The 24941-nt window shown below is 68.0% G+C and carries 17 protein-coding genes and 1 pseudogene; 8 read left to right on the top strand and 10 right to left on the bottom strand.

Annotated elements, in window-relative coordinates:
• Nucleotides 1–28: 28 nt before the first annotated feature.
• Nucleotides 29–799, top strand: a complete 771-nt coding sequence (locus SCNU_RS07275) for a YggS family pyridoxal phosphate-dependent enzyme (protein ID WP_009678708.1) — start codon at nt 29–31, stop codon at nt 797–799.
• A 7-nt stretch (nt 800–806) separates the two neighbouring features.
• On the opposite strand, the gene SCNU_RS07270 is transcribed toward SCNU_RS07275, so the two are convergent.
• Nucleotides 807–3062 carry a glycoside hydrolase family 3 C-terminal domain-containing protein gene (locus SCNU_RS07270; protein WP_009678707.1) on the bottom strand — a complete coding sequence of 752 codons (2256 nt, stop codon included), beginning with the start codon at nt 3060–3062 and terminating at the stop codon, nt 807–809.
• Nucleotides 3063–3232: 170 nt separating this feature from the next.
• Here SCNU_RS07270 and SCNU_RS07265 point away from each other — a divergent pair, with 170 nt between their 5' ends.
• Nucleotides 3233–3847: a maleylpyruvate isomerase family mycothiol-dependent enzyme gene (locus SCNU_RS07265; protein ID WP_009678706.1), complete on the top strand. Its 615-nt coding sequence runs from the start codon at nt 3233–3235 to the stop codon at nt 3845–3847.
• 35 nt (nt 3848–3882) lie between these two features.
• Here SCNU_RS07265 and SCNU_RS07260 read toward each other — a convergent pair whose 3' ends face one another.
• A complete protein-coding gene (locus SCNU_RS07260) occupies nt 3883–4662 on the bottom strand; it encodes an IclR family transcriptional regulator (protein WP_009678705.1) in 780 nt (259 codons plus the stop codon).
• A 155-nt stretch (nt 4663–4817) separates the two neighbouring features.
• Between SCNU_RS07260 and SCNU_RS07255 the strand changes: the two genes are divergently transcribed.
• Nucleotides 4818–6098, top strand: a complete 1281-nt coding sequence (locus tag SCNU_RS07255) for a DUF6986 family protein (protein WP_009678704.1) — start codon at nt 4818–4820, stop codon at nt 6096–6098.
• Between the two features lie 50 nt (nt 6099–6148).
• Nucleotides 6149–6973 (top strand): bifunctional allantoicase/(S)-ureidoglycine aminohydrolase, encoded by an 825-nt coding sequence (locus tag SCNU_RS07250; protein WP_009678703.1) that lies wholly within the window; start codon nt 6149–6151, stop codon nt 6971–6973.
• A 239-nt stretch (nt 6974–7212) separates the two neighbouring features.
• Here the strand turns inward: SCNU_RS07250 and SCNU_RS07245 are convergent, their stop codons facing one another.
• Nucleotides 7213–7947 (bottom strand): aspartate/glutamate racemase family protein, encoded by a 735-nt coding sequence (locus SCNU_RS07245; protein WP_009678702.1) that lies wholly within the window; start codon nt 7945–7947, stop codon nt 7213–7215.
• Nucleotides 7948–7973: 26 nt separating this feature from the next.
• A complete protein-coding gene (locus tag SCNU_RS07240; RefSeq protein ID WP_009678701.1) occupies nt 7974–9524 on the bottom strand; it encodes an NCS1 family nucleobase:cation symporter-1 in 1551 nt (516 codons plus the stop codon).
• Between the two features lie 296 nt (nt 9525–9820).
• Here SCNU_RS07240 and allB point away from each other — a divergent pair.
• A pseudogene (allB, locus tag SCNU_RS07235) lies at nt 9821–11225 on the top strand (allantoinase AllB).
• 281 nt (nt 11226–11506) lie between these two features.
• Here the strand turns inward: allB and SCNU_RS07230 are convergent.
• The 3 genes from SCNU_RS07230 to SCNU_RS07220 are packed head-to-tail and all read right to left on the bottom strand — an operon-like array spanning nt 11507 to nt 16724.
• Entirely contained in the window at nt 11507–12958 is a 1452-nt protein-coding gene (locus SCNU_RS07230) for a wax ester/triacylglycerol synthase domain-containing protein (protein ID WP_009678699.1), read from the bottom strand.
• Nucleotides 12955–14457: an HAD-IB family hydrolase gene (locus SCNU_RS07225; RefSeq protein ID WP_009678698.1), complete on the bottom strand. Its 1503-nt coding sequence runs from the start codon at nt 14455–14457 to the stop codon at nt 12955–12957. The genes SCNU_RS07230 and SCNU_RS07225 overlap by 4 nt, the downstream gene beginning before the upstream one ends.
• Nucleotides 14454–16724, bottom strand: a complete 2271-nt coding sequence (locus tag SCNU_RS07220; protein WP_009678697.1) for a glycerol-3-phosphate 1-O-acyltransferase — start codon at nt 16722–16724, stop codon at nt 14454–14456. The genes SCNU_RS07225 and SCNU_RS07220 overlap by 4 nt, the downstream gene beginning before the upstream one ends.
• Nucleotides 16725–16935: 211 nt before the next feature.
• Between SCNU_RS07220 and SCNU_RS07215 the strand changes: the two genes are divergently transcribed.
• Nucleotides 16936–18228 carry an MFS transporter gene (locus tag SCNU_RS07215; RefSeq protein ID WP_238526398.1) on the top strand — a complete coding sequence of 431 codons (1293 nt, stop codon included), beginning with the start codon at nt 16936–16938 and terminating at the stop codon, nt 18226–18228.
• A 2-nt stretch (nt 18229–18230) separates the two neighbouring features.
• Nucleotides 18231–19721: a pyridoxal phosphate-dependent decarboxylase family protein gene (locus SCNU_RS07210; protein ID WP_009678695.1), complete on the top strand. Its 1491-nt coding sequence runs from the start codon at nt 18231–18233 to the stop codon at nt 19719–19721.
• Nucleotides 19722–19725: 4 nt separating this feature from the next.
• Here the strand turns inward: SCNU_RS07210 and SCNU_RS07205 are convergent, their stop codons facing one another.
• The 3 genes from SCNU_RS07205 to SCNU_RS07195 form a co-directional block, all read right to left on the bottom strand.
• On the bottom strand, nt 19726–20868 hold the full coding sequence (locus SCNU_RS07205) for an acyl-CoA dehydrogenase family protein (RefSeq protein ID WP_009678694.1): 1143 nt from the start codon (nt 20866–20868) through the stop codon (nt 19726–19728).
• Nucleotides 20869–21085: 217 nt separating this feature from the next.
• Entirely contained in the window at nt 21086–22294 is a 1209-nt protein-coding gene (locus SCNU_RS07200) for a L,D-transpeptidase (RefSeq protein WP_139025867.1), read from the bottom strand.
• A 230-nt stretch (nt 22295–22524) separates the two neighbouring features.
• Nucleotides 22525–23814, bottom strand: a complete 1290-nt coding sequence (locus SCNU_RS07195; RefSeq protein ID WP_009678692.1) for an NAD(P)/FAD-dependent oxidoreductase — start codon at nt 23812–23814, stop codon at nt 22525–22527.
• A 130-nt stretch (nt 23815–23944) separates the two neighbouring features.
• Here SCNU_RS07195 and SCNU_RS07190 point away from each other — a divergent pair, with 130 nt between their 5' ends.
• Nucleotides 23945–24811 (top strand): LysR family transcriptional regulator, encoded by an 867-nt coding sequence (locus SCNU_RS07190; RefSeq protein WP_009678691.1) that lies wholly within the window; start codon nt 23945–23947, stop codon nt 24809–24811.
• The last annotated feature ends 130 nt before the right edge of the window (nt 24812–24941 follow it).

Genomic DNA, 24941 nt, shown 5'->3' with positions numbered 1-24941 from the left:
GCCTCGACGACGCGCGGATAATCGAGTCATGACAGATCGCGCCGACTCCCCGAAACCCGTGTTCCCCACCGCGATCGAGGTCGACGACTTCCGTGCGAACCTCGCGGCCGTCCGGGCGCGGATCGACGCCGCCGCCACTCGCGCGGGCCGCGACCCGGGCGAGGTTCAACTGCTGCCGGTCAGCAAGACGGTGCCCGAGGAACGGATCGTCAACGCAGTCGCAGCGGGCTGCCGCACGCTCGGCGAGAACAAGGTCCAGGAGGCCAAGCGGAAGCACGACGCCCTCGCCCACCTCGACGTCGACTGGTCGGTGATCGGACATCTGCAGACCAACAAGGCCAAGGACGTCGCCGCCTTCGCGAGCGAGTTCCAAGCGCTCGACAGCCTGCGCATCGCCGAGGCGCTGGATCGTCGACTGCAGGCCGCCGGCCGTGGAATCGACGTCTATGTGCAGGTCAACACGTCGAGCGAGGACAGCAAGTACGGTCTCACACCGGCGGAGCTCCCGGATCTGCTCAGGCAGCTGCCCGCGTACTCATCGCTGCGAGTCCGCGGTCTGATGACACTCGCGGTCTTCTCCGACGACGCCGAGCGCGTCCGCCCCTGCTTCCAGCTGCTCCGCAGTCTGCGCGACCGGATCCGCGACGAGGATCCGGACCTGATCGGCGACGGCGGCCTGTCGATGGGCATGTCGGGCGACTACGAGCTCGCGATCGAAGAGGGCTCCACGTGCGTCCGCGTCGGCCAGGCGATCTTCGGAGCACGAGCCACTCCCGACAGCGTGTACTGGCCGAGCTGACCGCCGGTCACGGTGTGGCGGAACCGTTTCCGACGGCGAGCAGCCCGTCGATCATGTCCATGGTGACGCCCTCGCCGCCGAACATCAGTACGCGGCCGATGGGGAATGTCTCGAGCATCGAGCTGAGATCGAAGCCGTCGGGGAACACCGACGACACGTCGCCGAGCCCCGCCGTCATCTCAGCGAGCGCCGCCTGCAGAACCGGTCCCGCCACCGGATGCGCCAAGACCTCGCCGATCGACGAGTCCCGGGTCAGCGGCAGCAGCACCTCATCCCCGTCGATCCGCACCTGCGCGTTCCCCCGGATATCGCGGCTCGACGCGCCGACCTCCAATGTGTACGCCCCGCCCTCGACCATCCAGCGATCGACGCGCGGATCCCAGTGGGCGAGATCGTCGCGTCGCACCGTCAGCACGGCCTCCGCCGACTGTCCGGGTTCGAGCGGCACACACGTGAAGGCCTTGAGCTCCCGGGGCGCACGCTGCACCTTCGATTCCGTCATCGACGAGTACACCTGGACCACTTCACGGCCTGCGACGTCGCCGACGTTGGTCACCGACACCCGGATCTCGACGTCGCCGTCCGGTGTCGGCGAGGCGGTCGGCGGGCCGTACTCGAACCTCGTGTACGACAGCCCGTGCCCGAACGGATAGGTGACCTCGAGGCCCCGCGCGTCGTACCAGCGATACCCGACGAACAGACCTTCGCCGTAGCGGACATGCGAGAAGTCGCCGCCGAAGTCGAGGTAGGCGGGCGTGTCCGCCAGCCGGACCGGAATCGTCTCGGTCAGCCGGCCGGACGGATTCACCACGCCGAACAGGACGTCGGCGGTCGCCCCGCCGCCGGCCTGACCGAGCAGCCAGCCCTCGACGATGGCCGGCACGCGATCGGCGAACGGCAGCGCGACCACGCCCCCGTTCGACAGCACGACCACCACCCGCCGATTCACCGCGAGTACCGCGTCGAGGAGTTCCAGCTGGTCGGCGGGGAGGTCGATGCCGGTGCGGTCGAAGCCCTCCGACTCGAGCCTCGCAGGCAGCCCCAGAAACAGCACGACAGTCTCGGCGTCTCGGGCGATGGCCACCGCCTGGTCGCGGAGCGAGACGATCTCGGCATCGGTCGCGTGGGCCGACAGACTGAAGCCGGGCGCGTAGACGACCTCGCGATCGGAGAGAGCGCGGATCTCGTCGAGCGCGGTGTCGACGCGGGTCGGGTTGATGAGCGACGAGCCGGCACCCTGAAACCGCGGAGTCTCGGCGAACGCGCCCACGACCGCGATGTCCGCGTCCGGTGCGAGCGGCAGCAGTCGGTCCTCGTTTCGCAGCAAGACGATCGACTTCCCGGCGGCCTCTCTGGCGAGCGCGTGGTGGGCGTCGACGTCGAGTGGCCCACTCGCCGCCCCGGCGCCCGCCTGATATCGGCGGATCAGATCGAGGACGCGATCGGCGACGACGTCGAGAACCCCCTCGTCGAGCGATCCGTCCCGCACCGCGGCCACGAGGTCGGCGTCGGTTCGCCCGTTCGACGACGGCATCTCCAGGTCCAGACCCGCGCGCAGCGCCGCGGTGCGGTCGGCGACGGCGCCCCAGTCGGACACGACGAGCCCTTCGAATTCCCACTCGTCGCGCAACACCTGCGTCAGCAGCCACGGATCCTGCGAGGCATGGACCCCGTTGATCCGGTTGTAGGAGCACATGACCGTCCACGGTCGCGCATCCTTGACCACCCGCTCGAAACCGCGGAGGTAGATCTCCCGGAGCGGGCGAGGATCGATGTCCGAGCTGGCGCGCATCCGGTCGTACTCCTGGTTGTTGGCGGCGAAGTGCTTCAGTGATGCACCGACCCCCATCGCTTGCACACCGTTCACGAGAGCTGATCCGATGGTGCCCGACACCACCGGATCTTCGGAGTAGTACTCGAAGTTCCGGCCGCAGAGCACCGAGCGCTTGATGTTGATGCCGGGCCCGAGCACCACCGCGACGTCTTCGATCGACGTCTCGGTACCGAGAGCCCGTCCGACCCGTTCGACGAGCTCGACGTCCCAGGACGAGCCGAGTGCCACGGCGGGCGGGAAACAGGTGGCGGGCACGCTGTCGCCGAGACCGAGATGGTCGCCGCCGGTGGCCTGCTTGCGCAACCCGTGCGGTCCGTCGGTGACCATGATCGACGGAACACCGAGTCGATCGACCCCCTTCAGGTGCCAGAAATCGAGCCCGCTGGTGAGCGCGGCCTTCTCCTCGAGCGTCAGATCAGCGGCGGTCACGCTATGCGCTTCTGTGGTCACTCCGGCGTCCTTCGATCGAGCTGGTAGGGGTCGGTTCCACATCTACACGGTCTGTGTTCCGTCCGCCGGATCGATCGACTCCGCCCGACTGCCATGCCACGCTGGCTTCATCCCGCCCTCCGACAGATGGACACAGAATGCCCGACGCAATGACCATGGCACAGGTCGAACGTGAGGAACTCGCATCGTTCCTCTCGACGCTGACGCCCGACGACTGGGAGCAGCCGTCGCTGTGCGACGGGTGGCGGGTCCGGGACGTCGCAGCACATATCGTCAGCTATGACACCCTCGACGCGCAGTCGCTCGCGACGCGACTCCGTCGGGGACACTTCACACTCGACGGCTCGAACGCCGCCGGCGTCGACGCATCACAAGGGCTGACGCCGCCCGAGATTCTCGAGACATTCAGTCGAAGCACCCGGCCCCGCGGACTGACCGCCGCGTTCGGCGGACGGGTGGCGTTGCTCGACACCATGATTCACCAGCAGGACATCCGGCGAGCACTCGCCTGCCCACGCACCATTCCCACGGATCGCCTGCGCGCCGCACTGTCCTTCTCGCGCATCGCACTGGCGCTCGGTCAGCCTTGGCGAACTCGCGGCCTGAGTCTGATCACGACCGATCTCGACTGGCGATCCGGATTCGGCAAGGAAGTCCGCGGACCCGCCGAGCCGCTCCTCATGACGATCGCCGGACGTCGCGGCTGCGCCCGGGAACTCACCGGAGTAGGAGTCGGTGTCCTGCGCCGGCGGATCGGCGACTGACGAGCACGGGTGCGCCGCAACGGTCGGACGCGGGCCTACCCCTCCCGGGCCCCGATCAACGCCTCGGAGATCGCGCCCGTCGCGCGCTTGAGCGCGGGCAGGGCACGCGCCTGCAGTTCCTCGTCCATGCGCGAGGTGGGCCCGGAGATTCCGACCGCCATCGGCGTGGGCGCGCCCGGGATCGCCATGGCGACGCAGCGGACGCCGATCTCCCCCTCCTCGTCGTCGACTGAGAAGCCTGCGGATCGCACCCGTTCGACGGCGGCGAAGACACCGGACAGGGACGTCACGCTGTGCTCGGTCGCCGCCGGAATGCCTGCCTGCGACACCAGCTTCACGATCCGCGCGTCGTCGAGCTCGGCGAGGATCGCCTTGCCGACACCCGAGTTGTGCAGATGCACCCGGCGCCCGACCTCGTTGTTGGTCCGCATCGTGTGCGGCGACGGCACCTGCGCGGTGTAGATCACCATGTCGCCGTCGAGCACGGCGAGGCTCGCGGTCTCCGACAGCTCCGCAACCAGCGACTCGAGGACGGGATCGGCGACCGCGCCCAGTTGGCGATTGGCGACTTCACCGAGCCGGATGAGCCGGGGGCCGAGCGCGTACCGCTTGTTCGGCAACTGCCGGACGTAGCCGATGCCGACCAGGGTGCGCAGCAGTCGATGAATGGTCGGCGGCGGCAGCGGCGACTCTCCCGACAGATGACTGAGCGAGCACTCACCGCCGGCCCGGCCGATCAACTCCATCAACTCGAACGCGCGCTCGACGGACTGGACGCCCCCCGACTTCGTCTCACCTGCCGCTGCGGCAACCATGTCGCTCCTCTGCTCGGACCACCTCACCCTATCTTCCACAATGCGGAATCAAAAGCATCACCATGATCGGAGATCCCTTGTCTGAGGTGCACACCTATGACTAAACTCCACGATGTGGAATTATGATTCCATTGACCAAGCACTCGGGAGGACTCATGACCAGCGGCCAGCTCGACGACGCGTTCCTCGCGAAGATCGACAAGCGGCTCACGCCCGCCGACGATGCCCTCGCTCGTCACTATCCGGGTGACGACGGCCGCCGCCAGCCGATCCACACCGTGTACGTCGCCGCAGACCGCTACACCCCCGAACTCCCCGCGCAGTGGGCCACCGCGGCACTCGATGCCGCGCAGGCCGCGGGCGGCCTCGACGAGGTCGCTTCGCTGGTCGGCCTGGGCGCCTCCACGGACTCGTCGCCGGAGAAGCTCGCCGAACTCACGGCCGCGAAACTGGCGACCGAGCCGATCGAGGACCTCCGACTGGACTTCGAGGACGGCTACGGCGACCGCGGCGACGAGGTGGAGGACAACGACGTCGAATCCGCTTCCGCCGCAGTGCGTTCGGCGGTCGCGGCCGGCGTCGCACCGCCGTTCATCGGGATCCGGTTCAAGTGCTTCGAGGCTCCTGTGCGCCGCCGCGGCCTGCGCACCCTCGACGGCTTCGTCGCCGGGCTCGTCTCGGCGGGCACGCTGCCCGACGGCCTCACGCTGACCCTCCCCAAGGTGACCTCGGTCGACCAGGTCGAGGCGATGGTCGAGGTGGCCGCAGCCCTCGAAGCGGCACACGGCCTGCCCGATCGCCGGATCGGCTTCGAGGTCCAGGTCGAGACGCCGCAGGTGATCCTCGGCGCCGACGGCGAGGCTCCGGTCGCCCGGCTGATCCACGCCGGCGACGGCCGCGTCACGTCGCTGCACTACGGCACCTACGACTACTCGGCATCGCTCGGCATCGCCGCCGCCTACCAGTCGATGGAGCACCCCGCGGCCGACCACGCCAAGAACGTCATGCAACTCGCTGTCGCGGGCACCGGCGTCCACATGTCGGACGGCTCGACGAACATCCTGCCGATCGGCGACCCCGACAACGTCGCGTCAGCCTGGCAGCTGCACGCCCGCCTCGTCCGCCGTCACCTCGAGCGCGGCATTTATCAGGGCTGGGACCTGCACCCGCACCAGTTGGTGACCCGCTTCCTGGCGACCTACGCGTTCTATCGCGACGGCTTCGCGCCCGCCGCCGCCCGCCTGCGCAACTACATGCACCGGCTCGACTCGGCGATCCTCGATGAGCCGGCCACCGCGAAAGCGCTCGCGGGCTTCATCAACCGGGGCGCGGTGTGCGGCGCGCTGCCCGCCGCCGACGTCGAGGCCGCAACCGACCTGCCGATCGAGACGGTCCGCGAGATCGCGCTCGGCCGCCGCACCACCCCGCTCACCTGAGCCACTCACCCACCGCCCAGCGACTCTTCCAGCACAACCAAGGAGAACCCGTGACCGCACCGCAGAAAGCGTCGTACTACACGCCCCGCGGCGGACTGCCCCCGCAGACCGACCTGCTGACCGACCGCGCCATCGTCACCGAGGCCTACACCGTGATTCCCCGCGGTGTCCTCTCCGACATCGTGACCTCGGTGTTCCCCGAGTGGACCGACACTCGCGGCTGGATCATCAACCGCCCCGTCGCAGGCGGTGCGACGACCTTCTTCCAGGCCATCATGGAGGTCAAGCCCGGCGGCGGCGCCGAGCGTCCCGAGCCGCAGGCCGAGGTCGAGGGCTTCCTGTTCGTCACCTCCGGCGCCCTGACGGTCGCCGCCGAGGGCCGCACCGAGACCCTCACCGAGGGCGGCTTCGCCTATCTGCCCGCAGGCACCGTCTGGTCGGCCCGCAACGACGGCGACGCCGACGCGTCGTTCGTGTGGATCCGCAAGCGGTACGAGGCCGTCGAAGGCCACACGCCGTCGCTGAAGTTCGGCAACGAGCAGGAGATCGAGCCGTCCGCCATGCCCGGCACCGACGGCAAGTGGCGCACCACCCGCATGCTGGATCCGCAGGATCTCGCGTACGACATGCACGTGAACGTCGTGACCTTCGAACCCGGCGCCAGCATCCCGTTCGCGGAGACCCATGTGATGGAGCACGGCCTGCTGATGCTCGAGGGCAAGGCCGTCTACCACCTCAACGGTGACTGGGTGGAGGTCCAGGAGGGCGACTACCTCTCGCTGCGCGCCTTCTGCCCCCAGGCCTGCTACGCCGGCGGCCCGTCGAACTTCCGCTACCTGCTGTACAAGGACGTCAACCGCCAGATCATGCTCTGATCGCACGTCCCCTCAAGCCCCGCCCGGCACGCTGACTCCCCCTTACAGCGTGTCGGGCGGTTTCCATTTCTCGCACAGCCACCACGTTCGTGCGGCGAAAGCCGGACATCTGGTAGGGAAGGGCCGCGATACGCGTTGGTAGTGCGACAAAAGCCGGGCACCTGGGAGGTGGTGCCCGGCTTCAGTTGTCGGTCACGAGGTTTCGACCGACGGCTCGGCCTTCGGCCTCGTTCGTCGGCTCAACCCGCGGCTCCGCCGCGGAACGGCCAGCCGATGACCTTCTTCTCACGCGGCTGCGCGTAGGTGCGCACCTTGGACGTTGAAAGTCCCATGCGGACAAGGCCTTCGGCGATGGTCACCGCCGAGCGGACGCCGTCGACGATCGGCACGCCGGTGGCCGCCCTGACCTTCTCCTCGAGCTCGGCCATGCCGCCGCAGCCCAGGCAGATCACCTCGGCGTGATCGCGCTCCACGGCCTCGAGCGACTGCGCGACGATCGCCTCGACGGCCCGCTCGGGGTCGGACTCCAGCTCCAACACACCCAGTCCCGACGCACGCACCGACGCGCACCGCGCGTCGAGGCCGGCCAGCTTGAGCCGGTCCTCGATGAGCGGAACGGTGCGGTCCAGTGTGGTGACGACCGAGTACTTGTGGCCGAGGTACATCGCGGTCGACGCGGCCGCTTCGGTGATGTCGACGACCGGAACCTCGAGCAGTTCCTGCAGTCCCTCCCGGCCGTGCTCGCCGTAGCCGGCCTGGATGACCGCGTCGAACGGCTCGGGGTACGAGGTGATCGCGTCCATGACCGCGATCGCGGCGAGGTACGACTCGAAGTTGCCCTCACACGAGTCGGCGCCGAATCGGGGCGTGATGCCGACGATCTCGGTGCCGGGCGAGGCGACCGCGCGGGCCGACTCCGCGATGGCGTCGGTCATCGACTGCGTGGTGTTGACGTTGGCGACGAGAATCCGCACGGGGTGTCTCCTTCGAATGTCGGGTGTCAGTGGGTGCTGGCGACGGCGATCGCTTCGCCGGAGACGTCGGCGAACGGTCCCTTACGGTCGGCGACGGCGAAGTAGAGCACCGCTCCGACGCCGGCTCCGATGAACCAGGAGAACTCCGAGACCGACTCGAACGCCGGGACGAACGCCATCACCAGGGCGAAGGCCGCGGTGGGCACCAGAGCGATCACGGCGCGCGGGTTGACGCCCGCCTTGTAGTGGTAGGCACCGTCGGGGTTCTCGCTGAAGAGCTCCGGGACGTTGACCCGCGAGCGGCGGACCAGCCAGTAGTCGGCCATCACGATGCCGAACAGCGGGCCGAGCAGCGCGCCGAGACCGCCGAGGAAGTAGTTGATCACGACCGGCGAGTTGTACAGGTTCCACGGCAGGATCACGATGCCGATGATGGCCGAGATCAGCGCCGCCCGGCGGAAGTTCAGCGACTTCGGGAACAGGTTGTTCAGCGCGTAGATCGGCGCGACGAAGTTGGCCATCATGTTGACCGCGACGGTCAGGATGAGCAGCGCGAGGCAGGCCAGGACCAGCAGGAAGGTGTTCGGCACGGCCTGGACGATGTCGGCGGGCGACTCGATGACGCGACCGTCGATCCGGAACTGCGCACCGGCCAGCGTGATGACGATGGCGCCGAAGAGCAGCATGTTCAGCGGGATGCCGTAGAAGTTGCCGCGGACGATCGAGCCCTTCGACTTCGCGTTGCGGGTGAAGTCGCAGAAGTTGAGGACGAAGGTGCCGTAGATGGCGACCCAGAGGCTCGCACCGCCGACGATCTTGGCCCACATCTCTCCGCCGGTCAGGCTGTCGGGCGTGGTCCACGCGATGGTCCAGTCCGCCTTGCTGAGCATCCAGACCGCCAGCGCGACCATGGTGATCAGAATGACGGGACCGGCGAACGCCTCGTACTTGCGGATCATCTCCATGCCGTAGCTGACGATGACGAGCTGAATCACCCACAGCGAGACGAAGGAGATCCATCCGAGGGTGGAGAGGCCGAGGAAGCTGTTGGCGTCGAGGGTCTCCGCCGACGGGATCAGGGCGACGATCAGGATGCGCAGCACCACGGAGGCGAGGAAGGTCTGGATGCCGAACCAGGCGATCGCGACGGCGCCGCGGATGAGGGCCGGGATCTGCGCACCGCGGATGCCGAACGAGATACGGCTCATCACGGGGAACGGCACGCCGGTCTTCTCGCCCATGAATCCGGAGAGGTTCAGCAGCAGGAACAGGAACAGTCCGCCGAGCCCGAGGGCGAGCAGGATCTGCCATCCGCCGAGGCCGAGAGCGAACAGTCCGATCGCGAAGGCGTAGTTGCCGAGGCTGTGAACGTCGTTGGCCCACAACGTGAAGATGTTGTAAGTGCTCCAACGACGGCCTTCGCGCTTGGTCGGCGCAAGGTCGGTGTTGTAGAGCGCGGGGCTGACGCCTTCGGGCAGAGCCGGGGCGAGGGCCGCGGCATCGTCGGACTGCGCCAGTGGTGCGATAGAACCGGCGGGGCCGGCGTCCTCGATCACTCCGGAGGATTCGGTGCTCATGGCAGGACTTTCACATTCATCGCGGAGGACCTTGCCGCCAACCGCGTATTCCACTGTGTGGAATTAAAATTCCGTGGGTCTGAATATTTACGCCTACTCGCCAGTCCGCTGTCAACCCTGCTACCCCACATCGCGGAAGTCGACGTGAGGCAGGCACCATCGTGCATCCTCGGTGGGACCCGCCACAGTTCGGCAAATTCCACTAAACAGGGACCAGATTCCACTATGAGGAATTTTGCTGCGGTAAGCTGTCCCCGACAGACCTGTCCGGCGACCACGTGGAGGAGCAGCCGCACATGAGCAACAGCCCGGAGAACACCGAATCGGCATCGACCGATCGAGCCCCGTTCGACCTGGTCCTGCGCGGTGAGCAGATGCTGACCACGGCGGGCATCGTCGCGCGGGAGATCGGTATCCGCGACGGTCGGGTCACCGCCATCGAGCCGCTCGGCAGCGGACTCCAGGGCGACGAGATCATCGAACTCGCGCCGAACCAGGTGATGATTCCCGGCCTGGTCGACACCCACGTCCACGTCAACGAGCCGGGCCGCACCGAATGGGAGGGCTTCGAGTCCGCGACCAAGGCGCTGGATGCACGGCGAGCTCCGACGTACGACGCAGGTGACGACCCGAGGAGACGCCCGAAGCGAGGTGAACTCCATTCCGTCCACGGTCACCGTGGAGGCGCTGAACATCAAGCGGAAGGCCGCCGCGGGCAAGACCCACATCGACGTCGGCTTCTGGGGCGGCGCCATCCCGGGCAACGAGGGCGACCTGCGCGGCCTGCACGACGAGGGCGTCTTCGGCTTCAAGTGCTTCCTGCTGCACTCCGGCGTCGACGAGTTCCCGCACCTCACCGCCGACGAGATGGAAGCCGACATGGCCGAGCTGGCCAAGTACGACTCCCTGATGATCGTGCACGCCGAGGACTCGCGCGCCATCGACCACGCGCCGACCGCCGAGGGCAACCAGTACTCGAACTTCCTCGCGTCCCGCCCGCGCGGCGCGGAGAACGTCGCCGTCGCCGAGGTGATCGAACGCGCCCGCTGGACCGGGGCCCGCGCCCACATCCTGCACCTCTCGTCGTCGGACGCACTGCCGATGATCGCGTCGGCACGCCGCGACGGTGTCAAGCTGACCGTCGAGACCTGCCCGCACTACCTCACGCTCCTCGCCGAGGAGATCCCGAACGGCGCCACGGCCTACAAGTGCTGCCCGCCCATCCGGGAGGCGTCGAACCGCGAGCTGCTGTGGCAGGGTCTGCTCGACGGCACCATCGACTGCATCGTCTCCGACCACTCCCCCTCGACCGTGGACCTCAAGGACGTCGAAGGCGGTGACTTCGGCGTCGCCTGGGGTGGCGTCGCGTCCCTGCAGCTCGGGCTGTCGTTGATCTGGACCGAGGCCAAGCGCCGCGGCATCGACCTGCCGCAGGTGATGCAGTGGATGTCGGCCAAGCCCGCCGAACTCGCCGGCCTCACACATAAGGGCCGCATCGGCCTCGGCTACGACGCCGACTTCGCCATCTTCGAGCCCGACTCGGCGCAGGTGGTCGACGTGAATCACCTGCATCACAAGAACCCGATCAGCCCGTACAACGGCCGCGCGCTCGCGGGCGTCGTCAAGGGCACCTGGCTCCGCGGCCAGAGGATCGACTTCCAGAACCCCCTCGGCCGGATGTTGCGTCGAGGAGACGTCTGACCCCATCACCTGGTCTGACATGAGGAAACGACTTCACCGGCGAGGCACCACCTCGCCGGTGAAGTGCATTCCGGGGTCGAGCGGTTGAGCGAGTACCGCACTTCCGCCGGTTGAGCGAGCGCAGCGAGTCGAAACCACCGCCCCCACCCAGCCCGCGCACACGAGGTTTCGACACGTCCTCCGCTCCGCTCCGGACGGCTCAACCAACGAGGAGGCACCGCTTCGGACGGCTCAACCAACGAGGAGGCACCGCTCCGGACAGCTCGACCAGCGAGACACCCCTACACCACGCGCGTCAGGCGGCCGCGCGGTTCGTCTGCCAGGTCGAGGACCTCGTTGAAGCCGTCGACGAGGCAGTCGGCGAAGAGTTCGGGCTCCGTCACGGCGGCGGCGTCGAAGTTGAGACCGAGGCATGCGGTGCCGTTGTGGGTGATCATCGTGGCCATCACCGCGCAACCGGGCAGCGGGCCGAACGGAAACATCCGCTCCACCTTCGCGCCGGCGACGAACGTCTCCCACGGGATGCCCGGCACATTGCTCGCCTGCAGATCGTTCTGCGATGTGGTGCCGCTGAACTGGGCGAGCAGCGGCCCGGGCAGCCAGGCGACGACCGGGCCGATCGTGTTCAGGATGTCGACGGCGGGCTCGGCCCGCGCCGCGCGAACCTGCTCGCGAATCGTCAGCACCCGCTCGAACGGATCGGCGATGCCGATCGGACCGGCCAGCCGCCCGACGGCGATGCGGTTGCCCGCTATCGGATCGTCCGGCTTCCGCACCGAGATCGGGATCGCGACGGGGATGGATTCGACGGACTCCCCCATCTCCTCGTGGTAGCGGCGGAACCCGCCGATCAGGCCGCCGAGGTACACGTCGTTGACCGATGCGCCGGTCGCCGCAGCCGCCGCGTGGATCGCGTCGAACGGTACTTCGAAGGCACTGAACCGCCACGACACGCTGCGCCCGGCGAGCAGGGGTGAACCCGGTGGGCTGATCATCCCCGCCACCCGCGGCACCGACCGGCCGTACCGCAGCACCCGGCTTAGCGACCTCTTCGGATCACCGAGCGCTCGGACCCCCTGCACGGCCAGCCCGGCGAGCTTCGGCAGTCGCTGCACCTCCTCGCTGAGCTGGCGGCCGAGGACGTCGAGCGCCGACAGATCACGAGTCATCGGGGCCGGCGGCTGGGGCTTTCCCGGAATAGGCTCACGTGTCTTCGAATGCAGTTGTGCGAGAACCAGAATCGCACCGAGGCCGTCGGTCAGCGCGTGATGTGCCTTGAAGAAGTACGCCGTCTTGCCGTCCGCGAGCCCATCGATCAGGTAGCCCTCCCACGGTGGTCGTGCCGGATCGAGCGGAGTCATGGCCAACTGCTCGCACAGGGTGAAGACCTCGCGCATACTCCCGTCGCCCGCCACCCGGATCCGTCGCAGGTGATAGTGCAGATCGAAATCCGGGTCCACCTGCCAGCTCGGCGTACCGGTGTGCAGCGGAGATTCGACCACCCGCTGTCGGAACCGCGGCGCCATGCGGCTGCCCCAGTCGTGCGCGGCGACCAGCCGGTCCCAGTCCGGCTCGCAGTCGTAGACCTCGACCATGGAGATGGTGGACCGCAGTCGACGGTCGGCGTCGCCACGCCACATCACGGTGTCGACCGGGCTCATCTCCAGATCACTGCCCCAGGCGAGCGGCTGGTCCGGCGTCGCCGCACCGGGTGCACTCCGATCGTCGGTCACTTTCGCCACTCCTGCCATTCGAAGACTCCCATGGTCCTGGTCATCCGACCATCGTCGAACGCGGTCACCGGCCAGTCCGCGAGCGCATCGAGGAACCGGCCGCGCACCTCCTCCGCGTACTCCCCCGCCTTCTCCGGCACCCACGACGAGGTGTCGACGGGCGGCAGCACCCGGACTTCGACGGTCCCGGGTTTGATCAACTGCGCGCCCCGCCACATCAGTTCGCCCGCATTCCGCAGCACCACCGGCACCACCGGCACCCCGGCGCGCATGGCGATGTGGAACGGTCCCTTCTTGAACGGTCCGATGCGCGGCGTCGCGGAGCGGGTGCCCTCCGGTGCGACCACCAGCGAGAACCCCTCGTCCTCGATCTTGCGAACCACCGGCTCCAACTGCTCGATCGCCCGACCGGCGTCGGCGCGGTCGATGAACGCGACGCCGCCGAGGTCGAGGATCTGCCCGAACAGCGGCAGATCGCGGATCTCCTTCTTCGCCACCCCCGTCGCGTGGTCGCGGATCAGGTGGATCATCACCGGCAGATCGAGCTTCGACTGGTGGTTGAACACGAACACGCACGGCCGGGCCGACGTCAGGTACTCGGCGCCGTCGAGCACCTCGACGCGGACTCCGGCCATCGCGAAGCCTGCGTCGATACCCGACGAGACGCCCTGCTGCATCGCCTCGGTGCCGTCGTCGCTGAGCACGCTCTTGGCGAAACCGACTGCGGCACCGCCGAGGAACGACCCGTAGAAGGCGCCGGTTCGAGCCAGCATCCCGATCCGGTTGTAGGTCGGGTTCCGCAGGTCGAGGATCGGCCAGCCGCGGGACTCGGCGACCGCGCGCAGTTCCCGCTGCGGCGAGACCGCCGCCGGATGGCCCACCGACTCGAGATAGGGGACGTCCTCGTTGCCGTCGCTGTACGCGAACGACGAGGCGAGGTCGAGATCGTGCTCGGCGGCCAGACGCCGGACGGCGGCCGCCTTGCCCGGCCCCCACAGCGGTCGGCCGAGGATGCGGCCGGTGACGATTCCGTCGACGACCTCGACGTCCGTCGCAAGCGCGTGATCGGCGTCGATCTGCTTGGCGATGGGCTCGATCTGGAAGCGCGTGGCCGACGACGCGATCACGATCCGGTGTCCTTTCGCGCGGTGTGCGCGGAGGATCTGCCACATCTGCGGTCGCAGCTTGGCCGCCGTGTCCTGTTTGAAGAGCTGCTCGCCCATCGCGAGGAGTTCTGCGTAGGTCTTGCCCGCGAAAGCGGGTCGGGTGGCCTCGAGCACCTCGGCGTAGTCCTGCTCTGACGAGCAGCCGCGCAAGCCGATCATCAGACCGTCGAGCAGTTCTCCCGCGGTGAACTCCAGACTCCGCAGCCTGGCACGCAGAATCGCCGTCGCCGAGAAACCTTCGAGCAGGGTGCCGTCATAGTCGAAGAACGCACAGATCTGCTTGCCCTCGGGCGCCGAACGGATCTCGGTCAGCCGGTCGGCGAGCGCGCTCATCGCCCGGCCTCCTTCTGCCTCGCCTGTTCGGCTTCGATCGCGGCGATCCGCCCGAGTCTGGCCCGCATGACCTCCACCTCGTTCAGCCAGGCGCGCCGCCGCGCCATGACCTCCTGAGGCTCACCGGTGATCGCTCCCCGGTTGTCCGCGAGCTGATAGGCGGCGTCGTAGAGCTCGCGCGACACCGAATCCTTGCTGTGCACCACGCCCTGCAACGACATCTGACGCCCCAGCCCCAGGCAGTCGGTGAGCACCGCCTCCTTGTCGAGCCCGTCGGAGCCCGCCGAGACCAGTCGCGTGGCGACCACCAGCTGCGCGTCGAAGAACGTCTGCAGCGTCCGCCGAGCGAACAGCTGGCCACCGCTGGCCAGCAATGCGGTATGCACCCACTCCTTGGTCCGGCGATCCGTCCGCCAGCCCGGAGCGATCAAGTCCATCTCCGCGCCGAGTCGGTGCAGATACTCCTTCTTCGCCGGGAAGAAGAACTCGAACTTCAGCAGGTCGCGGATGCGCAGCGCCTCCTGCTGTGCCGGAGCCAGCAGGCCTTCGTCGGCCGAGGCCTGGGCGTCGGGCGACGGTGCTCCTTCGACGACGTCCCCGTCGGACACCGCCAGCATCCCGAGTTCGACGATCGCCCGGTCGACGAAGTGATGCAGTGCGCCGTTCCGGTAGTACGCGGCGACGGCGTGGTTCTCGGGCGCGATGGACCACACCTGCTCCGGCCCGCCGGCGAACGTGTCGAGGACACCGGCGTCGGTCAGCTCGCGCAGGGTGTTGAGCAGGCCTAGCCCGCGACACAGCGACGGATCGGGTCCGGGCAGCCGGCGGGTGTCGATGTACGACAGCAGCGGCTCCAGGATCACTTCGATCTCATGCGCGGTGTACGCCCGATCCTCAGCGCCGAGCAGTGCGAAGCCGGCGAGCGACGTCGCCGAGATGGGCGTGGCCGCGTTGATCTCGTCCATCACCTTGAACGACACCTTCTCCAACCGGACGCGACCTTCCCCGGCCTCGGCCAGCGCCTGGCGCAAGGAGAACGGCTCGCCGAACCTCACACGGGCCTCGCCACGATAGGTTCGCTGACCCCGCGCGTATTTGACCAGCCATTTCAGGTCCTCGGGCGACTTCGCGCCGCCCGCCGACTCACGCGCCATCGCGGCGATCTCCGGCAGCTGGTCGTAGACGATCGACGTCGGCACGACCACCACGTCGGCGCCGTCGAGCGACTCCACCGCGTCCGCGACGTAGGCCAGCAGACCCAACTTCGGCGGTCGGAGCTTGCCGGTGCGGCTGCGCCCGCCTTCGATGTACCACTCGAGGTTGAAGCGCTTCTCGACGATGAACGACAGGTACGAACGCATGGCGAACTTGTACACCGGATCGGAGCCGAACTTACGGCGGATGAAGATGGTGCCCGCACGGCGCGCGATCGGCCCCATCGGCCAGAACGCGAGGTTCTCGCCGCCGAGGACCAGATTCGACGGAAAGTCTTGCTGGTGCAGCACACTCGCGAGGATCAGCGAGTCGACGTACGAACGGTGCGACGGCAGGAAGACCAGTGAGCTCGACTTGTTCAGCGTTCGCAGTCGCCCCAGGGTGTCCAGGTCCACCGACACCGACCACGCACGCTGGTACAGCCCGCTGAAAGTCGACGTGAAGACGTCCTGCACGAGCCTGCTCTGGGTGGCGACGAACGTGCTCATCTTATCGGTCGCCTCTTGCGCCACCGACGCCGCCGACCGGCCCAGTTCCGCGGCGAGCTGAGACGCGGCCGTCTGGAACCGCGCCGATGAACTGATCTGCTCGGCCACCAGTCGAGGCACCTTGTACCGGGTGCCCACCAACTCGAGTTCGGCTCGCTCTGCCGAGATGACCGCCTGCATCCCGACGAACGCCGCGAACGAGGTCCCCTCGGCCTGCTGCGCGTCGTACCGCGCGCCGAGCGCCTCGACGGTCGCGGGCACGCCCTGGACCACGCGCACCCGATCCGGGCCGAGGCGGCGGATGGCGGCCTGGCGGAAACTCGGCGGCCTGCGCGGATTCGACAGCACGATCGCATCGGCCAGGGCGACCTTGCGCTCACCGCGTCGGACCGGCGGCAGCCACACCACGCGCGCAGGCACCAGGACGGTCGCCGGGTCCAGACCGGCGATGTCGATGTCGTGCAACCGGCGCACCGGCACCCCGGGGTGGTGCAGCGCCGCCCATTCGTCGACCAGCTCCTGCTCGATCCCCGTGTGCACATCGGCCAGCACGATCTCGCTCACCGAACCTCCTCGTCCGACGTTCCCCCCGGGCGCGACTGAACCCGGCAGCGACTGAATTGTCGCCGATGGACGATCGACTCGGGGCATATTCAAGCCCACCGGGACGACAAACCCTCCCAGTCACTCGATCGTCTGATCTACTCGATCGCGTGAGCCTCCCCTGCCCGACGTCGGGCGACGAACAGTGACGACCACGGGACTGCCGCGGCGAGTGACCGCTGGATTCGCGGCGGGCAGTCTCGGCACCGGCGGTTTCGGGGTGCTGCCCGGCCTCGTGCTGGCGTACTACCTCACCGACACGCTGGCCGTCGGCGCTCTGCCGGCGGCGGTGATCGTGGTGATCCCGAAGATCGTGGACGTCCTGGTCAACCCGTTGATCGGGGCACGCAACGACGCCGCGTTCGCGACCACCGGTTCGCGCACCCGCCTGATGTGGATCGGCACCGCGACGATCGTGCCGATGTTCGTGCTCACCTTCGCCGCGCCGACGCAGGCTCCGCCGGTGGTCGGAGCGCTGTGGGTGCTGGTGTTCTTCACCGCCGCCGCGGTCGCCTACGCGTGCTTCCAGGTTCCGTACATCGCGCTTCCCACCGACCTGACCCCTGATTATCACGCGCGGACCCGGCTGATCTCGGCCCGGATCGCCGTGCTGGCGCTGGCCATCCTGCTGATCGGAGCCGGGGCGCCCGCGGTGCGCGACGCGCTCGGCGGCGGGGCCACCGGGTACGTCGTGATGGCCGCGGTCTCGGTCGCGGTGATCGCGGGCGGGATGACGGTGTCGACGGCCGTCGCCGGAGCCGCCGGGCGACGCGCTCCGAACACCGCCACCACGACCACGGCGCCCGACGGCCGCGACGCGTTCCGTGCCGCCCGTGACCATCGTCATTACCGGATCCTGTTGTCGGTATTCGTGATTCAGGCGCTGGCGAGCGCGGTGATGCTGGCGGGTGCGCAGTACCTCGCGACCTACGTCCTCGACGATTCGGGCGCGTTGACCCCGTTGTTCGTGGCCCTGGTCGCACCGGCGCTGCTGGTGATGCCACTCTGGGTCCGCGTGGGCCGCCGATTCGGGAAGCTGCGCGCGTTGTTCGCCGCGTCGGCGCTGTTCCTGCTGGCCGATGTGATCCTTGTGGTCGCGATCGCCGCCCCGGGGGCATGGGTCTTCGGCGTCCTCGCGATCACCGGGGTCGGCTACGCCGGGATGCAGACCTTTCCACTCGCCATGCTGCCCGACGTGATCGACGAGTACTCCGCGGTCACCGGCCGGGAGCAGGGCGGGGCGATGTCCGGGCTCTGGACCGCGGGCGAGACGCTCGGGATGGCGATCGGGCCGGGGCTGTACCTGCTGGTGCTTGCGGCGACGGGCTTCGTCTCGTCGTCGGCCGACGTGGACGCCGAGCAACCCCGCAGCGCGATCGTCGGCATCACCGCAGGTTTCTCGGTACTGCCCGCGATCCTGGTGGCACTGAGCATGGTGTTCCTCACCCGATACGACCGGAGGTAGGCGTGACGACGCGAGATCCCGACGAAGTGCTGGCCCGACTGCGCGAGCTCCGTGCGTCGGACGCCCCGACGCACGGCGGTCGCGTGCTGTCGTACGTGTACGACAGCGGGCTCGCCGAACTGGACCGGCTGGCCGCCGACGCCGCCGAACTGGTCCGACCGGTCAACGGGCTCGATCCGACGGTCTTCGGTTCGGTCGCCGCGATGGAACGCGATCTGATCGCGTTCGCGCGCACAGCCTTCGGCTCCCCCGAGGCAGTCGGCACGATCACCTCCGGCGGCACTGAGAGCTGCATTCTGGCGGTCGCGTCGGCACGGCGGCTGTCCGGACTCGCTGCCGGTCACGGCAACGTCGTGGCCCCGTCGACCGTGCACGCCGCCTTCGACAAGGCCGCGGAACTGCTGGGCGTCGAGCTCCGACGAGTGCCCGTCGATCCGCACACCACCCGGGTCGATCCCGACGAACTCGCCGCACGGATCGACGGCGAGACGTTTCTACTGGTGGCGTCCGCCCCCAACTACCCGACCGGCACCATGGACCCGATCGCCGAGATCGGCGCAATGGCGCTGGAACGGAGTCTGCCGCTGCACGTCGACGCGTGCCTCGGCGGATTCGCACTGGCCTGGTGGCCTAAGCGGACTCCGCCGTGGGATCTGCGGGTTCCCGGCGTCACCAGCCTCGCCGCCGACTTCCACAAGTACGGCTACGCACCCAAGGGCGCATCGGTCCTGCTGTACAACGACCGCGACCGTCACCGCGCCGGGTACTTCGCGACGGCCGACTGGCCCGGCTACCCGATCGTCAACCCGACGCTCCTCGGATCGCGGTCGGCGACCGGCACGGCTGCGGCCTGGGCCATCACCCGGTTCCTCGGTGACGACGGCTTCGGCGCACTCGTCGCCGACATCGACGCCGCGCGCGCCGAGCTGATCGCGACCGTGAACGCGATCGACGGACTGCGCGTGGTCGGCGAGCCGTTCGGCCCGGTGTTCGCGGTGGCGGCGGATCCGACGTCGACCCACCCGATCGATCCGCATCGATGGTCCGACGCGGTGCGCGCACGCGGATTCACCCTGCAGGCGCAGCCACGTTATCGACAGGCGGACGGCACCGACCTGGCCGCCAGCACTCATCTGACGATCACTCCGGTGACGAGACGATCGGTCGGCGAGTTGTCGGCGGCGATGGTCGAGGCCTCGCGCGACGCTCGCTCGCTGCCGCCGATCGAGGCTCCCGGACCGCTCCGCGATCTCGCCGCGGCGTTCGACTCCGGTGCCGTCACCGTCGCCGACGCGCTGGGTCTCGACTCGGTGACCACCGAAGCGGTCCTGATCGGTGCGGGCATCGACCCGCATACCGACCCGTCGCAGACGGGAGAGGCCATCGACATCGGCGCCGTGATCGCCGCGATCGATGTCCTCCCCCGTCCGGTGACGGCGAGGATGCTCACCGAGTTCCTCGCCTCCTACACCAATCCCGCCCCGGAGGGCTGACGCGCTACAGAGCGCGCGAGATGATCTCCTTCATGATCTCGTTGGTGCCGCCGTAGATCATCTGGACGCGGTTGTCGGCCCACATGCGCGCGATCGGGTACTCGTTCATGTAGCCGTAGCCGCCGAACAGCTGCAGACAGGTGTCCGCGACCTCCATGGCCTTCTCGGTGGTCCACCACTTCGACATCGCGACCGTCGGGATGTCGAGCTCACCGCGCAGGTGCTGCTCGATGCAGTCGTCGATGAAGACACGGGCGATGTGCGCCTCGGTCGCGACCTCGGCCAGCTTGAACTTGGTGTTCTGGAAGCCGTAGATCGGGCGGCCGAACGCGGTGCGCTCCTTGGTGTACTCGAGGGTCTTCTCGAGGGCGACCTCCATGCCCGCAACCGAGGCGACACCGATGATCAGGCGCTCCTGCGGAAGCTGCGTCATCAGCTGGATGAACCCGAGACCCTCCTGGTCGCCCAGCAGATTCGCCTGCGGAACGCGGACGCCGGTGAAGTTCAGCTCGGCGGTGTCCTGGCCGCGCATGCCGACCTTGTCGAGGATCCGGCCGCGGCTGAAGCCCTCGCGCTCGGTCTCGACGATGATCAGCGAGATACCCTTGGCGCCCTCGGTGCTGTCGGTCTTGGCGACGACGATCACCACGTCGGCCTGGCCGCCGTTGGTGATGAAGGTCTTCGAGCCGTCGATGACGTAGTCGTCGCCGTCCTTGATCGCCTTGGTCTTGACGTTCTGCAGGTCGGAGCCGGTGCCGGGTTCGGTCATGGCGATCGCACCGACCACTTCACCCGACGCCATCTTAGGCAGCCAGTGCTGCTTCTGCTCCTCCGAGCCGTACGCGAGGATGTAGTGCGCGACGATGCCGTTGTGCAGGCTCTGTCCCCACGACGAGTCGACCGCGCGCGCCTGCTCCTCGATCAGTACGGCCTCGTGCGCGAAGCTGCCGCCGCCACCGCCGTACTCCTCCGGGATCGACATGCAGAGCAGACCGACCTCGCCGGCCTTCAGCCAGAGGTCCCGGTCCACATGGTGCTGCTCGATGAAGCGTTCCGTGTTGGGAGCGAGCTCCTTCTCACAGAATGCGCGGGCCATGTCGCGCAGTGCGGTGAGGTCTTCGGTCTCCCACGAAGGACGTCGTGCCATGAGTTGAGCTACCTATCTCGAGTGCGGTGATTCGGGCGGTGGGCCGAGCCCACCCCGGCGACTATACAGTCGTACCGGATTTTATGTGCGTTCGGAGCTTAACATCAATCAATGGCATCGTCACGGTCGACCTCCTCGCTCAGCAGCACGACCGAAATGCGGAAACGCCCGGAACCAGGAGGTTCCGGGCGTTTCCGCGAGAGGAGCTCAGATCAGGTCAGGCGTTGCCCTTCGACCACGTCGACCACGGGATGTTCCAGTCGCCGAGTCCGTCGGTTCCCGGCAGCTCCGGACCGATGGTGTTCTTGACGGTGACCGGGTCGCCGCGCAGCGTGTTCCGGACCACCCACAGGGCGTCGTCGGGACTGAGGTTCAGGCAGCCGTGACTGGTGTTCGTGTTGCCCTGGGCCCACACCGACCAGGGTGCCGAGTGCAGGTAGATGCCGCTGTACGACATCTGCGTGGCGTAGTCGACCGGCGTGCGGTAACCGTCGGCGGAGTTCGTCGGGACGCCGTAGGTGGACGAGTCCATGATGATGTTGTCGAGGCGGTCGCCGATGATGTAGACGCCGTTGTCGGTGGGCGCGCTCTCCTTGCCCATCGAGGTCGGCATGGTGCGGATGACCTTGCCGTCGCGCTTGACCGTGACCATCTTCGTGTTGTCGTCCGCGAACAGCTCGAGCTGGCGGCCGACCTTGAACGACGACGACACGTTCTCCTGGCCGAACAGACCGTCGCCGAGATCGATGCCGAAGGTGTTGACCTTGACGTTGACCTTGGTGCCCGGCTTCCAGTAATGCTCGGGCCGCCAGCGGACCTCCTGGTCGCTGATCCAGTAGAAGGCGCCGTTCACGCTCGGGGTCGAGGTGATCTTGATGGCCGCCTGCGCCGCCTTGCGGTCCGGGATCGACTCGTCGAACCGGACGCCGACGGTCTGCGCGATACCGACCGTCTCACCGTCGGGCGGGCTGATGTACGCCTGGGTGACGTTGTTCGGGGCGCGCGTGGTGAAGGAACTCTTGCTGCTCGTCGCGCCGCCCACGCCGACGGCGTTGGCGGTGACCGTGTACGTGCGGTCGTACCCGAGCGGCTCGGCACTGGTCCACTTGGTGCCGTCCTCGCTCAGCACACCCTTGATCGTGCCGCCGTCGGCCTTCGGGATGCTGACATCACTGATGGTGCCCTCGGTGGCGGTGACGACGATCGGCTCGCCCGGCTGCACGCCGACCTCACCCTTCGCCAGCGGCTTGCCCGCCTCGTCAGTCACCGCGATGGCGGGCTTGATCATGTCGCCGAACTCGCCGTTCGCATGGACCTGACCGTCGTAGCTGCTGCACGACGAGATCAGTGCGATCGCGGCGAGGAAGGCGAAGACGACAGTGGCCTTGGCCCCGAACCGACGGCCGCGCATCCGACGAAAACGCATTGTGCTCCCCAAGAAAATCATCGGGATCCGCCAGAAAGCGGACCCTGTTCCGGTTGCCCATTGTACGAGAGCACCCCGGCCTCCTCCACATCGGACGCGTGTGGAGCGACACACATCATTCACCCGAACGACCTGCGCACGTTTGAGTCGTGGCAGGGATCCGACCGGCGGTCGAGCTGGAGGGTCGGAGCGACCCATGCCACTCCGACCCTCCAGCGAATCGATGCAGGTCAGGCTGCAGATTCAACCATGTCTCGAGAGTTCGCCCGATCGGCATCGGGCTCTTCCGGACGCGCCGAACGGCGATCGACCTGCGCAAATCCGGGACGCGCCTTACCCGCGAACGAACGGAACCACGAGAGCACCGCGCCGACGCGGTTGCGGAACCCGACGAGATAGAACAGGTGCACACCCAGCCACGTGAGCCAGCCCAGGAAGCCCGTGAGCTTGATCCCGAACGGCGCGTCGACGACGGCGTTGTGCCGGTTCACCACCGCCATGCTGCCCTTGTCCAGGTAGCGGAACCGCGTGCCGCGGACGGTCGTGCCGCGGATCATGTCGGCCGCATGCCTGCCCTGCTGCATCGCGACCGGGCTCTGACCGGGGAGTCGGTCCAAGCTCGTCATGTCACCGATCGCGAAGACGTCGGCGCGCCCACCGACCGTCAGGTCCGGATTGATGAGCAGTCGTCCCGCACGGTCGGTGTCGCAGCCGGTGGCCTCCGCGACCACAGCCGCCAGCGGCGTCGCCTTGACGCCCGCCGACCACACGACGGTCCGCGCCCGCAGCACGCGGTCGTCGCCGTCCGCGGTCCGCACGGTCACCGCCTCACCCTGAATATCGGTGACGACCGTTCCGGTCATCACGTCGATGCCGGACTTCTCCAGCGTCTTGCGTGCGAACGCCGAGAGCTTGCCGCCGTAGACGGGCAGCACGTCACCGGCCCCTTCGACGAGATGAACGGTCGCGGGTGCGTCGGTGAAGTACCGATTGCCCAGTTCCTGGATCTGGCCCGCGACCTCGACGCCGGTCGCGCCCGCGCCGACCACGACGAAGGTGTGCGCGGCGTCGTCGTTCGCCGGAGCCTCGAAGCAGTCCAGCAGATGAGCGCGCAGATCGACGGCGTCGGCCCGAGTCTTGAGCGAGAACGTACAGTCGGCCCACTCGTCGTGTCCGAAGTAGCCTTGGCTCGCACCGGCGGCGACGATCAGGTACTCGTACGCGATCTGCTCCACGCCGTCGGCGGTGCTGTACGTCAGCACCTTCTGCCGCGCGTCGAGTGCGGTCACATACCCTTCGACGACGCTGATCGACTCCTTGTCGGCCAGCACCTCGGCGATCTGCGGGGCGATCTCCTGAGCGGGCAGCACACCGGTCGCGACCTGGTACAGAAGCGGCTGGAACAGATGCTCGGCCGTGGCGGAGATCAGCACCGTCTCGACGTTCGACTTCGCGAGTTGTTTCGCGGCCGCCAGGCCCCCGAATCCCGAGCCGATGACGACGACCTCGGTGCTGCGCATGTGCCCCATCTCCTTCTCATCACTTGGTGAATGCTCATTAATCACCCTGTCAGATGGTCGAGGCCCCTTCAATCTCGATGAGCACTCGTTCACGCATGGCATCTATCTGTTCTGTTCATATAATCGAGGAATGGAGTTTCGACAGCTGGAGTATCTCGTCGCGGTCGCCGAGACCGGCGGCTTCTCGCGGGCCGCGCAGCGCTGCTTCGTATCGCAGTCGGCGATCAGCCACCAGATCGCCGCCCTGGAGCGGGAACTCGGAACCGAGTTGTTCGACCGTTCGACGCGCCGGGTGGAACTGACCGAGGCCGGACAGGTCCTCCTCCCCCGCGCTCACGACCTCGTCCGTCTGCGCGACGAGGCGATCGCCGCCGTGGCCCCGCAGCCGAACCGGGTGCGGATCGCCGCGAACATGTCGTTCGCCGGATCGGCGCTGGCCGCGGTGTCGGCGATCCGTGACAGGTACCCGGACGCCGAGATCGACTTCCTCATCAAACCCTTCGCCCAGCGCATCGACGCGGTCGCCGCCGGGGACGCCGACATCGCGTTGATCCGCGGCAGTCTCGATCACGACGGGCTGTACCTCGACCCGCTGTGGATCGAGCAGCCGGTGGTCGCGTTCGGTCCCCGGCATCCGCTGGCCAAACTGGGACGACCGCCGCGCCCGGCAGAACTCGCCGAGTACCCGCTGCTCCTCCCACCGATCGAGAAACAGGTTCTCCTGCACCGGCTCGTCGAGCGCGTCTTCGCGCAGGCAGGCGCCACCGTGGCGCTGGGCCCCGAGATCCGCGACGGTCATCCGGTGACGTTCGACCTCATCAACCGCCCCGAGTCCTGGACGCTCCTGTACGAGGACCTCAAGCAACCCGGCATCATCTGCCGCCACAATCCGGCGTTCACACTGACCGTCTCGGCAGCCCTGCGCACCGACGCCGAGCCGAATCCACTCGTCGCCGACCTGCTGACCGAGTTGTCCGGCGGGTACCGCCGCGGGTGAACCGCGCACGGCGGTCGTCGGGAGTTCGAGTATCGTCGTCCAGATGCAGAACAGCCCCCGTCGCGAACGACGGGGGCTGTGCGGAGTGCGCCATCAGGGACTCGAACCCCGAACCCGCTGATAGGTTGCT

It is taken from the genome of Gordonia neofelifaecis NRRL B-59395, from assembly GCF_000192435.1.
GTDB classification, from domain to species: Bacteria; Actinomycetota; Actinomycetes; order Mycobacteriales; family Mycobacteriaceae; genus Gordonia; species Gordonia neofelifaecis.
Note: the sequence above shows the minus strand (reverse complement) of the source record. Positions and strands in the feature narration are given on the sequence as shown.

Bases quoted from the DNA above. Each gene is read 5' to 3' on its own strand.
- SCNU_RS07275 (WP_009678708.1), top strand. From the start codon at position 29: ATGACAGATCGCGCCGACTCCCCGAAACCCGTGTTCCCCACCGCGATC.
- SCNU_RS07265 (WP_009678706.1), top strand. From the start codon at position 3,233: ATGACCATGGCACAGGTCGAACGTGAGGAACTCGCATCGTTCCTCTCG.
- SCNU_RS07260 (WP_009678705.1), bottom strand. From the start codon at position 4,662: ATGGTTGCCGCAGCGGCAGGTGAGACGAAGTCGGGGGGCGTCCAGTCC.
- SCNU_RS07255 (WP_009678704.1), top strand. From the start codon at position 4,818: ATGACCAGCGGCCAGCTCGACGACGCGTTCCTCGCGAAGATCGACAAG.
- SCNU_RS07240 (WP_009678701.1), bottom strand. From the start codon at position 9,524: ATGAGCACCGAATCCTCCGGAGTGATCGAGGACGCCGGCCCCGCCGGT.
- SCNU_RS07225 (WP_009678698.1), bottom strand. From the start codon at position 14,457: ATGAGCGCGCTCGCCGACCGGCTGACCGAGATCCGTTCGGCGCCCGAG.
- SCNU_RS07205 (WP_009678694.1), bottom strand. From the start codon at position 20,868: ATGGCACGACGTCCTTCGTGGGAGACCGAAGACCTCACCGCACTGCGC.
- SCNU_RS07200 (WP_139025867.1), bottom strand. From the start codon at position 22,294: ATGCGTTTTCGTCGGATGCGCGGCCGTCGGTTCGGGGCCAAGGCCACT.
- SCNU_RS07195 (WP_009678692.1), bottom strand. From the start codon at position 23,814: ATGCGCAGCACCGAGGTCGTCGTCATCGGCTCGGGATTCGGGGGCCTG.
- SCNU_RS07190 (WP_009678691.1), top strand. From the start codon at position 23,945: ATGGAGTTTCGACAGCTGGAGTATCTCGTCGCGGTCGCCGAGACCGGC.